Here is a 13,642-nt window from a genome sequence, read left to right as displayed (position 1 = left end):
TGTGTTTCACGTGAAACCGATCGATCCGCGTCTGCTCCGGTACGCCCGCGCCACCCGTGTCTTCCTGGTGGCGGTCGTCGCCCTGGGGGCGGTCGGCGCGAGCTTGGTCATAGCCCAGGCGATGCTCATCGCCGAAGTGGTGGTCGGCGCGTTCCAGCACCGCATGGCGGTGTCCGAACTCGGCACCCCCCTGGTGCTGTTGGCCGGTGTAGCGGTCGGCCGGGCGCTGGTCGGCTGGCTCACCGAATTGGCCGCGCACCGGGCGAGCGCGGCGGTGAAGTCCGAGCTGCGGGGGCGGTTGCTGGAGCGTTCCGCCGAGCTGGGGCCCGGCTGGCTGAGCGGGCAGCGGACCGGCTCGCTGGTCGCCCTGGCCACCCGGGGCGTTGACGCCCTCGACGACTACTTCTCGCGGTACTTGCCGCAGCTGGGTCTCGCCGTGGTCGTGCCGGTGGCGGTGCTGGCGCGGATCGTCACCGAGGACTGGGTCTCCGCGGCCATCATCGTGGGCACCCTGCCGCTCATCCCGGTCTTCATGGTGCTGATCGGCTGGGCCACCCAGTCCCGGATGGACCGTCAGTGGCGGTTGCTGTCGCGGCTGTCCGGGCACTTCCTGGACGTGGTCGCGGGCCTTCCGACGCTGAAGGTCTTCGGACGGGCCAAGGCACAGGCCGAGTCGATCCGGCACATCACCGGCGAGTACCGCCGGGCGACCATGCGCACGCTGCGGATCGCCTTCATCTCCTCGTTCGCCCTGGAACTCCTCGCGACGATCTCGGTGGCACTGGTCGCGGTGACGATCGGCATGCGGCTGGTGCACGGCGAGATGGATCTGTACATCGGTCTGGTGATCCTGATCCTTGCGCCCGAGGCATATCTGCCGTTGCGGCAGGTCGGGGCGCAGTACCACGCGGCGGCGGAGGGGCTCGCCGCCGCCGAGGAGATCTTCGAGGTCCTTCAGACGCCCCGGCCGGCGTCCGGCTCCCGGGCCGTGCCGGAGGGTGCGCTGTCGTTCGAGGGAGTGACCGTCCGCTACCCGGGGCGGTCGGCGGACGCCGTCGCCGACGTGACCTTCGATGTCGAGCCCGGGGAGACGGTCGCGCTCGTGGGACCGAGCGGCGCCGGTAAGTCGACGCTGCTGAGCGTCCTGCTGGGGTTCGTGCGACCGGCCGAGGGCCAGGTGCGGGTCGGAGGTGTCGACCTCGTCGATGCGGACCTGGAGCAGTGGCGCTCCCGGATCGCGTGGGTGCCGCAGCGGCCGCATCTGTACGCGGGGACGATCGCCGAGAACGTACGGCTGGCGCGGCCCGGTGCCGACGACGGCTCCGTACGGCAAGCGTTGCGGGACGCCGGGGCGCTGGAGTTCGTCGACGCGCTGCCCGAGGGCGTGCGGACCGTGCTGGGAGAGGACGGCGCCGGGCTGTCCGCCGGGCAACGGCAGCGGCTCGCACTGGCTCGCGCGTTCCTCGCCGACCGGCCCGTGCTGTTGCTCGACGAGCCGACGGCGGCGCTGGACGGGGCCACCGAGGCCGAGGTCGTCGCGGCGGTGCGGCGGCTCGCGGTCGGCCGGACGGTGCTGCTCGTGGTGCACCGGCCGGCGCTGCTGGACGTCGCGGACCGGGTGGTGCGGCTGGAGAGCAGGGACCAGGCCGCGCGGCCGGCGGAGCCCGGGACCGCCGCCCCGTTGGTGGCGTCCGCCGTGACCCGGTCGTCGGGCGTCCGGTTCGCCGAGGTCGAGCCGCCTGCCCCGGCCGAGTCCGCCGGTGGGCCGGCTCGGGGCGGTGTCCTCACGCGCGTCCGCGCGATGTCCGGTGCCCGGCGCGGGCGGCTGGGACTCGCGCTGCTGCTCGGGAGCCTGGCCCTGGGGAGTGCCGTGGGACTCATGGCCACCTCGGGGTGGCTGATCTCGCGGGCCTCGCAGCAGCCGCCCGTGCTGTATCTGATGATGGCCGTCACCGCGACCAGGGCGTTCGGTATCGGGCGGGCCGTTTTCCGCTACGCCGAGCGGCTGGTGTCGCACGACGCCGTGCTGCGGATGCTGGCGGACACCCGGGTCGCGGTGTTCCGGAGGCTGGAGCGGCTGGCACCGGCCGGACTGCGCCGGGTCCGCCGGGGCGATCTGCTCTCCCGGCTGGTCGCGGACGTGGACGCGCTGCAGGACTACTGGCTGCGGTGGCTGCTGCCGGCCGGGGCCGCCCTGGTCGTGTCCGCCGCGTCGGTCGGCTTCACCGCCTGGCTGCTGCCGGAGGCCGGGGCGGTGCTCGCGGCCGGACTCCTGGCGGCAGGGGTCGGTGTACCGCTGATCACCGGCGCGGTGGCCCGCCGGGCCGAACACCGGCTGGCGCCCGCCCGCGGGGCGCTGGCGACGCGGGTGGCCGATCTGCTCACCGGCACCGCTGAGCTGACCGTCGCCGGTGCGCTGCCCGCGCGGACCACCCAGACCCGCGAGGCCGACGGGGCGCTGACCCGGATCGCCGCGCGGGCCGCCACGGCCACCGCACTGGGCGACGGCCTCACGGCGCTGATCTCCGGGCTGACCGTCACGGCCGCGGCGCTGGCCGGCGCGCAGGCGGTCGCCGCCGGACGGCTCGACGGCGTGGCCATGGCCGTCGTCGTCCTCACTCCGCTCGCCGCCTTCGAGGCCGTGCTCGGGATGCCGCTCGCGGTGCGGTACCGGCAACGCGTGCGCCGCAGCGCGCAGCGGGTCTACGAGGTGCTCGACGCCCCGGAGCCCGTGGCGGAGCCGGAGCGGCCCCGGCAGGCACCCGCGTCGCCGTTCCCGGTCGTCGTCAGGGGGCTGACCGCCCGGCACGCCGGCCAGGACAGGGAGGCGCTCGACGGGCTCGACCTGACCCTCGAGGAGGGGCGCAGGATCGCCGTGGTCGGACCCTCGGGCTCCGGCAAGACGACGCTGGCGCAGGTGCTGCTGCGGTTCCTCGACGTGGAGGCGGGCTCGTACACCCTCGCGGGCGTGGACGCGTCCGGGCTGCACGGCGACGACGTACGAGGGCTCGTCGGGCTGTGTGCGCAGGACGCGCATCTCTTCGACAGCTCGCTGCGCGAGAACCTGCTGCTCGCCCGGAAGGACGCCACCGAGGAGCAGTTGCGCGCCGCGCTGGGCCGCGCCCGGCTGCTGGAGTGGGCGGACGGCCTGCCCGACGGTCTGGACACGCTCGTCGGCGAGCACGGGGCGCGGCTGTCGGGAGGCCAGCGGCAACGACTCGCGCTGGCCCGGGCCCTTCTCGCCGACTTCCCCGTCCTGGTGCTGGACGAGCCCGCCGAGCACCTCGACCTGGCGACGGCCGACGCGCTCACCGCCGATCTGCTGTCCGTCACCGAGGGGCGGACCACGCTGCTCATCACGCACCGGCTCGCGGGCCTCGACGGGGTCGACGAGGTGATCGTGCTGGACCGGGGGCGGGTCGTGCAGCGCGGCCGGTACGCGGAGCTGCTGGCGGTGGAGGGTCCGCTGCGCGAGATGGCGGAACGGGAAGCGGCTGCGCAGTCGCTGGTGGGAGCGCGGTAGCGGCCGGGAACGGTGTCCACTGGGCCGTTCGGCGCAGCCGGTCCCCCAGCCGTAGGACCTGAACAGGACCGGACCCGCGGTGCTGGGCGACGATCGCTGACATGCGCTCATATCGCCGCCATCGGCTGCTGGTTCCGGTCCTGCTGTGTGCGCTGGCCGTGCTCGGGGCCCGGCCGGCGGCAGCGCCCCTGGAGCCCGGCAGCGGCACCGGAACCGGCGGGAGCACCGGCCTCAGCGCCGAGGTGGCGCGGCTGTACGAGGAGGCCGCGGTGACGACGCAGCAGTACGAGGCCGGCCGCCGGGAGGCCGAGGAGCAGCGGGCCGAGGTCCAGCGGGCGGAGGGACTCCTGGACGCGCAGCGGCGGCACATCGCCGCACTGCACGAGGACCTCGGCCGGATCGCCCGGGCCCAGTACCGCAGCAATGGTGGCCTGCCGGTGGCCGCGCACATGATCCTCGCCGACAGTCCCGACAGCCTGATGCGAGGTCAGCGCGCCTTCTCGCAGGCGGATCTCGCCGTGAACAACGCGATCTCCAGGAACCGGCGGGCCGAGGCGCGGCTGGCGGCGGACGAGGCCAGGGCGGCGGACCGGTGGCAGGCGCTGGAGCGGCGCAAGGCCCAACTCGCGGGCCTGAAGGCGGACATCGAGCGGAAGCTGGAGTCGGCGCGCTCACAGCTTCAGGGGGAGGCGGACGCCGCGGCCGCCGCCGGGGCGTGCCGCGGAGCCGTCAGGCTCGACCAGCCGGAGACGGGGTTCACCGAGGGCGACTGGGTCGCGCCGGTCGAGACGTACGAGCTGTCGGCGTCCTACGGCAGCGGCGGTGCGCGCTGGTCGAACCGGCACACCGGGCAGGACTTCGCGGTGCCGATCGGCACGCCGGTGCGGGCCGTGGGTGCGGGCCGGGTGGTGAGGGTGGCCTGCGGCGGCGCCTTCGGCATGGAGGTCGTGCTCGAGCATGCGGGCGGCTACTACACGCAGTACGCCCATCTCGCTTCGCTCGCGGTCGACCCGGGGGAGCATGTCAGCCCCGGACAGTGGATCGGCCAGTCGGGCACCACGGGCAACTCCACGGGGCCGCACCTGCACTTCGAGGCCCGGATCACAGCGGAGTCGGGCTCGTCGGTGGACCCGGTCCCGTGGCTGGCGGCGCGCGGGGTGTCCCTCTGAGACACCCCGGCTCCGCCGGCTACGGCAGTTCCGCCAGCAGCTGCTCGATCACGACCGCCACCCCGTCCTCGTTGTTCGCCACCGTGCGGCCCGAGGCGGCGGCGATGACGTCGGGGTGCGCGTTGCCCATCGCGTACGAGCGGCCCGCCCAGGTCAGCATTTCCACGTCGTTCGGCATGTCGCCGAAGGCGACGACCTGCTCGTGCGAGATGCCGCGCTCGGCGCAGGACAGGGCGAGGGTGCTGGCCTTCGACACGCCCGGGCCACTGATTTCGAGGAGGGCACTGGGGCTGGAGCGGGTCACACTGGCGCGCTCGCCGATGGCGAGGCGGGCCAGGGTCAGGAAGGCGTCGGGGTCGATGTCGGGGTGGTAGGCGAGGATCTTCAGCACCGGCTCGGCGGCGGCCTGGTGGTCCGGGCCCAGCAGCTCCTCGGCCGGGGCGAGGCTGTCCGGTGTCTCCATGTGCAGCTTCGGGTACGCCGGCTCCTGGTAGAAGCCGTAGGTCTGCTCCACCGCGTACACCGTGCCCGGTGCCGCTTCGCGCAGCAGCCGTACGGCGTCCAGGGCGTTCTCCCGGGCCAGTTCCCGCACCTTCACGAACCGGTGGGCACCGGGGCCGCCGTGCAGGTCGACCACGGCGGCGCCGTTTCCGCAGATCGCCAGACCGTGGCCGTGTACGTGGTCACTGACGACGTCCATCCAGCGGGCCGGCCGGCCCGTGACGAAGAAGACCTCGATGCCCGCCTCCTCGGCGGCGGCCAGTGCGGCGACGGTACGCGGGGACACCGACTTGTCGTCGCGCAGCAGAGTGCCGTCGAGGTCGGTGGCGATCAGTCGCGGCGGGAGGGTCTCGGCCGCGGTCTCGGGCTGTCGGGTCGCTGAGGTCACCCGGCCATTGTCCCGCACATGCCCGCACGGGCGTGCGGGGCTCCGCACAGGTGAGTGGACAACGCTCCCACCAGGAGCCCCTCACGAGCTGCCGCTCCCCACGGGCCCCTGAGCAGGTGCCGCCGAAGCGGCCGGAGTGCGTTCCGCCGCCTCAGCGCAGCTGCGCCGGCGCCTCCATCGCGATCTGCTCGAAGACCTTCTCGTCCGCGGCGAAGGGGGAGTCGGGGATCGGCCAGTGGATCACGATCTCCGTGAAGCCCAGCTCCACATGCCGTCCGGCGAAGTCCACGAACGCGTCCAGGGACTGGAGCGGGCGGACAGGGTCCGGCGTGAAACCGGTGAGCAGCACCCGATCGAGATCGGTCATGTCCCGGCCGACCTCGGCGCAGATGTCGTCGAGCCTCTCCGCCTGGCCGCGGAGGGCCTGGACCGACTGCTCGGGCGTGCCGTTCTCGTAGAGCTTGGGGTCGCCGGTGGTCACCCACGCCTGCCCGAAACGGGCGGCGAGCCGCATCCCGCGTGGACCGGTCGCCGCCACCGCGAACGGCAGCCTGGGGCGCTGTACACAGCCGGGGATGTTCCGCGCCTCGTGGGCGGAGTAGAAGTCGCCCTCGTAGGAGACGGCGTCCTCGCAGAGCAGCCGGTCGAGCAGCGGGACGAACTCGGCGAAGCGGTCGGCGCGCTCGCGCGGGGTCCACGGCTCCTGGCCGAGCGCGGTGGCGTCGAAGCCGGAGCCGCCTGCGCCTATGCCCAGCGTGACCCGCCCGCGGGAGATGTCGTCGAGGGAGATGAGTTCCTTGGCGAGCGTCACGGGGTGCCGGAAATTCGGCGAGGTCACCAGGGTGCCCAGCCGCAGCCGGTCGGTGACGCTCGCGGCGGCCGTGAGGGTCGGCACGGCGCCGAACCACGGACCGTCGCGGAAGGTGCGCCATGACAGGTGGTCGTAGGTGTACGCGGTGTGGAATCCGAGCTGCTCGGCGCGCGTCCAGGCCGCGCGGCCGCCTTCGTGCCAGCGGCGGTACGGGAGGATCACGGTGCTCAGACGCAGACTCATGACACCGAGCCTAAGGGAGGCCGGTGGGCCACCCGTGTTTCACGTGAAACCAGTCACCCTGAGTGTCCGGTCACACAGATCAGGTCAGTGCGGTCCGGGAAAGCGCAGGTAGCGCGGCGGTACGGCCTGGGTGAGCCACACCCCGTTGGCGCTGACGTGGAAGACGTGGCCGTCGGCGTCCATGGCCGAGGCGTCCACTCCGAGCACGACCGGCCGCCCCCGGCGCGATCCGACCCGTGTCGCCGTCTCCCGGTCGGGCGACAGATGCACGGCATGCCGGTTCATCGGACGGAGTCCCTCGGCTCGGATCGCATCCAGACTGCGGGCGACCGTGCCGTGATAGAGGTGCGCGGGCGGGGTGGCCGGCGCGAGCCCGAGGTCGACTTCCACGCTGTGGCCCTGGCTGGCACGGATGCGGGTGCCCTCGACGGCGAAACGCCGCTTGTCGTTGGTGGCGACGACATGGTCCAGTTCGTCGCGGGTGAACCGGAAGCCGTGCGCGGCGGCCGCGGCGATCAACGTGTGGATCTCGACCCAGCCGGCCTCGTCGAGGGTGAGTCCGATGTGTTCCGGCTGGTGGCGCAGATGCTTCGACAGGTACTTCGACACCTTCACGGTGCGTCTTTCGTCCATCCCACCAGAGTGCGGGAGAGACGTGAATCACGCGATCGAGTTTCCGTACCGAGGTTTGATCCACAGCCAAGTATGGTTATCCACAGGGGGAGGGGCGGTTCTGTGGACAACTTCCCTTCAGCGCAGGGGTTTTGGGCCTCGCTTCACATGGGCGGCTTCAGCCGCGCGAGTCCCCGCAGTGCCCCCGGCGCCCACCGTGACAGCCACCGCGCACCCCGCGCCTCCGGCGTCACCGGGGTCACCGCCTCATTGCGCGTGACTGCCCGCAGGATCGCACGGGCGACCTTCTCCGGCGGATAGTTCCGCAGCCGGTACAGGCGGGCGGCGCGCTTCCGCAGCCGCTTCTCCTCCAGGGCGTCGACCCCGGCGAAGTGCGCCGTGGACGTGATGGCCGTGTTCACGATGCCGGGGCAGACCGCCGTCACCCCGATCCCCCGTCCGGCCAGCTCCGCCCGCAGGCACTCGCTGAGCATCAGCACGGCCGCCTTGGAGGTGCTGTACGCGGGCAGCGCCCGGGACGGCTGGTAGGCCGCGGCCGAGGCCACGTTGACGATGTGGCCGCCCTGCCCGCGCTCGGCCATCCGACGGCCGAAGAGCCGGCACCCGTGGATGACACCCCACAGATTGACGTCGAGGACCTTCTTCCAGTCCTCCGGGGTGGTGTCGAAGAAGGAACCGGACAGGCCGATCCCGGCGTTGTTCACGAGGACGTCCACCACCCCGTACTCGGTGGTGACCCGGTCGGCGAGTTTCTCCATGGCCTGCTCGTCGGAGACGTCGACCGTCTCGGCCCAGGCCTCGGGGGCGCCCAGCAGACGGCAGGACTCGGCGGTACGACCCGCCGCCTCCGCGTTCCGGTCGGCGGCCACGACGCGCGCGCCGGCCTCGGCGAACGCGAGCGCGGTCGCCCGCCCGATGCCGCTGCCCGCCCCGGTGACCAGCACGAGCTGCCCGCCGAACCGCTGGGCGTGCTCTCCGGTGGCCGCCACCGGGGGCCTCCCGCTCTCGACGGACGTCACGAATTCCTCGATCCAGGCGGCCAGCCGGTCGGGGCGGGTCCGCGGGACCCAGTGCCCCGCCTGGATCGTCCTGCGGGTCAACTGCGGAACCCACTGCTCCAGTTCGTCGTGGAGCCGCTCCGAGAGGAACCGGTCCTCAAGAGGCGTGATGATCTGCACGGGCGCGTGGGCGTGCGCGTCCGGGCGTGGCGTCCGCAGCCGGGGCCGGACGTTGTCCCGGTACAGCCAGGCCCCGTGGGCCGCGTCCGACGGCAGGGAGGCGGTGGGGTAGTCGCCCCGGGGCACCTTCTCGGCGCGCTCCAGCATCCGCGGCCAGCGCTTGCCGAGCGGGCCGCGCCAGGCCATCTCGGGCAGCGCGGGAGTGTGCAGCAGGCAGACGTACCAGGACCGGGCGCCCTGCCCGAGCAGCTGGCCGATCCGGCGCGGAGTGGGCCGCTTCAGGCGCCGGTCGATCCAGTGGCCGAAGTGGTCGAGGGACGGCCCGGACATCGAGGTGAACGAGGCGATGCGGCCCCTGGTGCGCTGCACGGTGGTGAACTCCCAGGCCTGCACCGAGCCCCAGTCGTGTCCGACCAGGTGCACCGGCCGGTCCGGGCTCACCGCGTCCGCGACCGCCAGGAAGTCGTCCGTCAGCTTCTCCAGCGTGAACCCGCCCCGTAGCGGTCGCGGCGCCGTCGACCGGCCGTGGCCGCGGACGTCGTACGCCACCACGTGGAAGCGTCCGGCGAGCCGACCGGCGACCTCGGACCACACCTCTTTGCTGTCGGGGTAGCCGTGCACCAGGACCACCGTCGGCCGCTCGGGATCCCCCATCTCGGCCACGCACAGCTCGACTTCGCCGGTCCGTACCCTGCGCTCCCGCGCGCCCGTCCGCAACGTCATCCGGCGAATCTGGCAGTTGTTAGAGAGTTCGTCAATAGGGGGTTCCCGGCCGTGGTAACTCCGAAGAACCAGCTCCCCTAGGGGCCCGTAATACTCAGGGTTGACCCGAAGACAGCTCTGCGGAGTGATGCCCACCACGCGCACGGCTCCTACCTTCGGAGGGTGACTGTGATCGCGACCGAAAGCCTGAGCAAGCGGTTCCCCCGGGTGACCGCGCTTGACCGGCTCTCCGTGGACGTCGGGCCCGGTGTGACCGGACTCGTCGGAGCCAACGGAGCCGGCAAGTCCACACTGATCAAGATCCTGCTGGGTCTGTCCCCCGCCACCGAGGGCCGCGCCGAAGTGCTCGGTCTCGACGTCGCCACCAAGGGCGCCGCCATCCGCGAGCGGGTCGGCTACATGCCCGAGCATGACTGCCTGCCGCCGGACGTCTCGGCCACCGAGTTCGTCGTCCACATGGCGCGCATGTCGGGTCTGCCGCCCACCGCCGCGCGCGAGCGCACGGCCGACACCCTGCGCCACGTCGGCCTGTACGAGGAGCGCTACCGTCCCATCGGCGGCTACTCCACGGGCATGAAGCAGCGCGTCAAGCTCGCCCAGGCCCTCGTCCACGACCCCCAGCTGGTCTTCCTGGACGAGCCGACCAACGGCCTCGACCCCGTCGGCCGCGACGAGATGCTCGGCCTGATCCGCCGCATCCACACCGACTTCGGCATCTCGGTCCTGGTCACCTCCCACCTGCTGGGCGAGCTGGAGCGCACCTGCGACCACGTCGTCGTCGTGGACGGCGGCAAGCTCCTGCGCTCCAGTTCCACCACGGACTTCACGCAGACCACCACGACCCTCGCCATCGAGGTCACCGACACCGACGAGCACCCGGACGGCACCCGGGCGGTCCGCGAGGCGCTGCACGCGCGCGGCGTGAGCGTCGAGGACGGCAGCGGCCTGCCGGGCGCCGGCCACGTCCTGCTGCTGACGGCGCAGGGCGAGGAGACGTACGACCTGGTCCGGGACGTGATCGCGGACCTCGGTCTCGGCCTGGTGCGCATGGAGCAGCGCCGGCACCACATCTCCGAGGTCTTCACCAGCAGCGACGAACGCGAGCAGCGGAAGGAGGCGGTCGGCCATGGCGGTTGAGCACTCCACGGGGGCACCCGCCCCGGCACCGGGTGACCAGACCCGCATCCACAACATCGGCTACCGCAACTACGACGGCCCGCGCCTCGGCCGCGCCTACGCCCGCCGCTCCCTGTACTCGCAGTCCCTGCGCGGCTCCTACGGCCTCGGTCGCTCGGTCAAGTCCAAGGTGCTGCCGATGCTGCTGTTCGTGGTGATGTGCGTGCCCGCGGCCATCATCGTCGCCGTGGCGGTCGCCACCAAGGCCAACGCCCTCCCGCTGGACTACACGCGCAACGCCATCGTCATGCAGGCGGTCATCAGCCTGTACGTCGCCTCGCAGGCACCCCAGTCCGTCTCGCGGGACCTGCGCTTCAAGACCGTGCCGCTGTACTTCTCGCGGCCCATCGAGACCGCCGACTACGTCCGTGCCAAGTTCGCGGCACTGGCCTCGGCGCTGTTCATCCTCACCGCGGCGCCCCTGCTCGTGCTCTACGTGGGCGCGCTGCTGGCCAAGCTCGACTTCGCCGACCAGACCAAGGGATTCGCTCAGGGACTCGTCTCCGTGGCACTGCTCTCACTGCTGTTCGCCGGCATCGGCCTGGTCATCGCGTCCTTCACCCCGCGCCGCGGCTTCGGCATCGCGGCCGTGATCGCCGTGCTGACCATCACCTACGGCGCGGTCTCCACCCTCCAGGCCATCGCCGACGCCCAGGGCAGCGGCGACGCCGTGCCGTGGATCGGGCTGTTCTCGCCGATCACGATCGTCGACGGTGTGCAGTCCGCGTTCCTGGGCGCGACGTCCGCCTCCCCCAGCGGGGTGGGCCCGAGCACCGCCGAGGGCGTCGTCTACGTCCTCGTCGCCCTGGGCCTCATCGCGGCGAGCTACGGCCTCCTGATGCGCCGCTACAAGAAGGTGGGACTGTGACCACGCTCAACATCGACCACGTCTCCCGCTGGTTCGGCAACGTGGTCGCCGTCAACGACATCACGATGACCATCGGCCCCGGCGTCACCGGCCTGCTCGGCCCCAACGGCGCCGGGAAGTCCACCCTCATCAACATGATGGGCGGCTTCCTGGCCCCCTCCACCGGCACCGTCACCCTCGACGGCCAGGCCGTGTGGCGCAACGAGCAGATCTACAAGCACATCGGCGTCGTGCCCGAGCGGGAGGCGATGTACGACTTCCTCACCGGCAAGGAGTTCGTCCTGGCCAACGCCGAACTGCACGGCCTGGGCGCCAAGGCGGCCCAGAAGGCGCTCGCCACCGTGGAGATGGAGTACGCCCAGGACCGCAAGATCCAGACGTACTCCAAGGGCATGCGCCAGCGCGTGAAGATGGCCTCCGCCCTGGTCCACGACCCCTCGCTGCTCCTGCTGGACGAGCCGTTCAACGGCATGGACCCGCGCCAGCGCATGCAGTTGATGGACCTGCTGCGCCGCATGGGCGACGAGGGCCGCACGGTGCTGTTCTCGTCCCACATCCTCGAAGAGGTCGAGCAGCTCGCCTGGCACATCGAGGTCGTCGTCGCCGGCCGGCACGCCGCCAGCGGCGACTTCCGCAAGATCCGCCGCCTGATGACCGACCGGCCGCACCGCTACCTGGTGCGTTCCAGCGACGACCGCGCCCTCGCGGCCGCGCTGATCGCCGACCCGTCGACGGCCGGCATCGAAGTCGACCTCGCCGAGGGCGCGCTGCGCATCCAGGCCGTCGACTTCGGCCGTTTCACGGCCCTGCTGCCCCGGGTGGCCAGGGACCACGGCATCCGGCTGCTCACGGTCTCGCCCTCCGACGAGTCCCTCGAGTCCGTCTTCTCGTACCTCGTCGCGGCGTAGGAGGCCCTGATGTACGACCCCACAGTCGCCCGGCTCACCTACCGGGCCCTGCTCGGCCGGCGCCGGGCCCTCATCCTCGGTGCCCTGCCGATGCTGCTGATCGTGATCGCCGTGGCGGTGCGCGCTCTGGCCGGAGCGGACGACCAGACGGCGTCCGACCTGCTGGGCGGGCTCGCCCTCGCCACGATGGTGCCGATCATCGGCGTCATCGCCGGTACGGGCGCGATCGGCCCGGAGATCGACGACGGCTCGGTGGTGTACCTGCTGTCCAAGCCGATCAAACGGCCGACCATCATCTTCACCAAGCTGATCGTCGCGATCGCCGTGACGATGGTGTTCTCCGCGGTGCCGACGCTCATCGCCGGCTTCATCCTGAACGGCAACGGCCAGCAGGTCGCCGTCGCCTACACGGTGGCCGCGCTGGTCGCGTCCATCGCCTACGCGGCCCTGTTCCTGCTGCTCGGCACGGTCTCCCGGCATGCGGTGGTGTTCGGCCTCGTCTACGCGCTCGTCTGGGAGGCCCTGTTCGGCTCCCTGGTGCCGGGCGCGCGCACGCTGAGCGTCCAGCAGTGGTCGCTGGCGGTGGCCCAGAAGGTGTCCGGCGGAGACCTGGTCTCCTCGGACGTGGGCCTGACCACGGCGACGGTGCTGCTCGTCGCCGTCACGGTGCTGGCCACCTGGTACGCCGGGCAGAAGCTGCGCTCCCTGACGCTCGCGGGCGAGGAGTGACGTGCCCCGGCCTTGACGGTGGCTTCATCTCCGCCGGGGCACACTGGGCCGACGGGATGTAGAGGAAGAGCAAAGGAAGTTGGACGGCTGGGAGGACGGCAATGGCGAGCGAGAGCGCTCCGTACGACGACCGCGGCACGTACGGTTCCGGGGCCGGTGACGGCACCCGGGACGAACTCGACGCCGTCGTCCTGGACGAGGACTTCATACGCTCCGCCGGAACCTCCGAGCCGTCCGCCCGGGCCCGGATGCTCGCCGCGAAGTGGAGCCGCGAGGAACCGGAGCCGCAGCCCTGGCGGTCCGACGAGCCGCCCGCGGGCTGGTTCTTCAGCAAGGCCCGCCGCCGCAGATGGCGCAGGCGCTAGCGGTATGGGACCGCGGCCTTGCCGGACCCGGCCGCCGATTAATTCGGTGGCCTCCCCTTCGCCCGGCGGGCAGAGTGGTTGTCGTCGAGGCCGGGCGTGCAGCCCGGTGCCACCGTCTGGGAGAGGAGCGGGACGATGTCCATGCACGGCAGTACGTCCAGCTCCCTTCAGGGCAGCCGGCGGCGGGATCCGGAGTAGCCACTACCCCTCCGTGGAACCCGCCGTAACGGGGAGCTGCCCGGGGCGGCCGCTTCGAGCACGCGAACCGCACATCGCGTGGGCCGCCCACCCGGAGGATTGGCCGAGTGGTAAGGCACCGGTTTGCTAAACCGTGGTCGGGTCGGAAAGGCCCGCGCACGTTCGATCCGTGCATCCTCCGCCGAGCACCATCGAGCCCTGAGCATCGGGCCTTGAGCGCTGGTCTTGA

The 13,642-nt window shown here is 72.2% G+C and carries 11 protein-coding genes and 1 tRNA gene; 8 read left to right on the top strand and 4 right to left on the bottom strand.

Translation table 11 applies throughout. The features are described from left to right. Positions 1-10: 10 nt before the first annotated feature. Both cydD and AB0F04_RS29375 read left to right on the top strand, forming a co-directional pair. The gene (gene cydD, locus AB0F04_RS29380; protein ID WP_362046703.1) at positions 11-3,523 is read left to right on the top strand and encodes a thiol reductant ABC exporter subunit CydD; all 3,513 of its coding nucleotides are present in this window, start codon (positions 11-13) and stop codon (positions 3,521-3,523) included. Between the two features lie 101 nt (positions 3,524-3,624). Beyond that, on the top strand, positions 3,625-4,692 hold the full coding sequence (locus AB0F04_RS29375) for a M23 family metallopeptidase (RefSeq protein ID WP_362046700.1): 1,068 nt from the start codon (positions 3,625-3,627) through the stop codon (positions 4,690-4,692). A gap of 19 nt (positions 4,693-4,711) precedes the next feature. Here the strand turns inward: AB0F04_RS29375 and AB0F04_RS29370 are convergent, their stop codons facing one another. From AB0F04_RS29370 to AB0F04_RS29355, 4 genes are all read right to left on the bottom strand, one after another. After that, on the bottom strand, positions 4,712-5,581 hold the full coding sequence (locus AB0F04_RS29370; protein WP_362046697.1) for a Cof-type HAD-IIB family hydrolase: 870 nt from the start codon (positions 5,579-5,581) through the stop codon (positions 4,712-4,714). 151 nt (positions 5,582-5,732) lie between these two features. Beyond that, a complete protein-coding gene (locus AB0F04_RS29365) occupies positions 5,733-6,635 on the bottom strand; it encodes an LLM class flavin-dependent oxidoreductase (protein WP_362046695.1) in 903 nt (300 codons plus the stop codon). A gap of 84 nt (positions 6,636-6,719) precedes the next feature. Beyond that, on the bottom strand, positions 6,720-7,268 hold the full coding sequence (locus tag AB0F04_RS29360; RefSeq protein WP_362046692.1) for an RNA 2'-phosphotransferase: 549 nt from the start codon (positions 7,266-7,268) through the stop codon (positions 6,720-6,722). Between the two features lie 143 nt (positions 7,269-7,411). Next, positions 7,412-9,169 carry an SDR family oxidoreductase gene (locus AB0F04_RS29355; RefSeq protein ID WP_362046689.1) on the bottom strand — a complete coding sequence of 586 codons (1,758 nt, stop codon included), beginning with the start codon at positions 9,167-9,169 and terminating at the stop codon, positions 7,412-7,414. Between the two features lie 168 nt (positions 9,170-9,337). On the opposite strand from AB0F04_RS29355, the gene AB0F04_RS29350 reads away from it, so the two are divergent. The 6 genes from AB0F04_RS29350 (at position 9,338) to AB0F04_RS29325 (ending at position 13,594) form a co-directional block, all read left to right on the top strand. Next, entirely contained in the window at positions 9,338-10,306 is a 969-nt protein-coding gene (locus tag AB0F04_RS29350; protein WP_053670096.1) for an ABC transporter ATP-binding protein, read from the top strand. Further along, positions 10,296-11,213, top strand: coding sequence for an ABC transporter permease (locus AB0F04_RS29345; RefSeq protein ID WP_362046687.1), 918 nt, complete (start codon positions 10,296-10,298; stop codon positions 11,211-11,213). Before AB0F04_RS29350 ends, AB0F04_RS29345 begins: the two co-directional genes overlap by 11 nt. Further along, positions 11,210-12,121, top strand: a complete 912-nt coding sequence (locus AB0F04_RS29340) for an ABC transporter ATP-binding protein (protein ID WP_097217810.1) — start codon at positions 11,210-11,212, stop codon at positions 12,119-12,121. The genes AB0F04_RS29345 and AB0F04_RS29340 overlap by 4 nt, the downstream gene beginning before the upstream one ends. Before the next feature lie 9 nt (positions 12,122-12,130). Further along, positions 12,131-12,850 (top strand): ABC transporter permease, encoded by a 720-nt coding sequence (locus AB0F04_RS29335; protein WP_053670093.1) that lies wholly within the window; start codon positions 12,131-12,133, stop codon positions 12,848-12,850. Positions 12,851-12,951: 101 nt separating this feature from the next. Next, the gene (locus tag AB0F04_RS29330) at positions 12,952-13,215 is read left to right on the top strand and encodes a hypothetical protein (RefSeq protein WP_362046682.1); all 264 of its coding nucleotides are present in this window, start codon (positions 12,952-12,954) and stop codon (positions 13,213-13,215) included. Positions 13,216-13,506: 291 nt separating this feature from the next. Next, positions 13,507-13,594: transfer RNA gene (locus AB0F04_RS29325), tRNA-Ser, on the top strand. Positions 13,595-13,642 lie beyond the last annotated feature (48 nt).

The organism is Streptomyces sp. NPDC029041, assembly GCF_040637515.1.
Lineage (GTDB): Bacteria > Actinomycetota > Actinomycetes > Streptomycetales > Streptomycetaceae > Streptomyces.
Note: the sequence above shows the minus strand (reverse complement) of the source record. Positions and strands in the feature narration are given on the sequence as shown.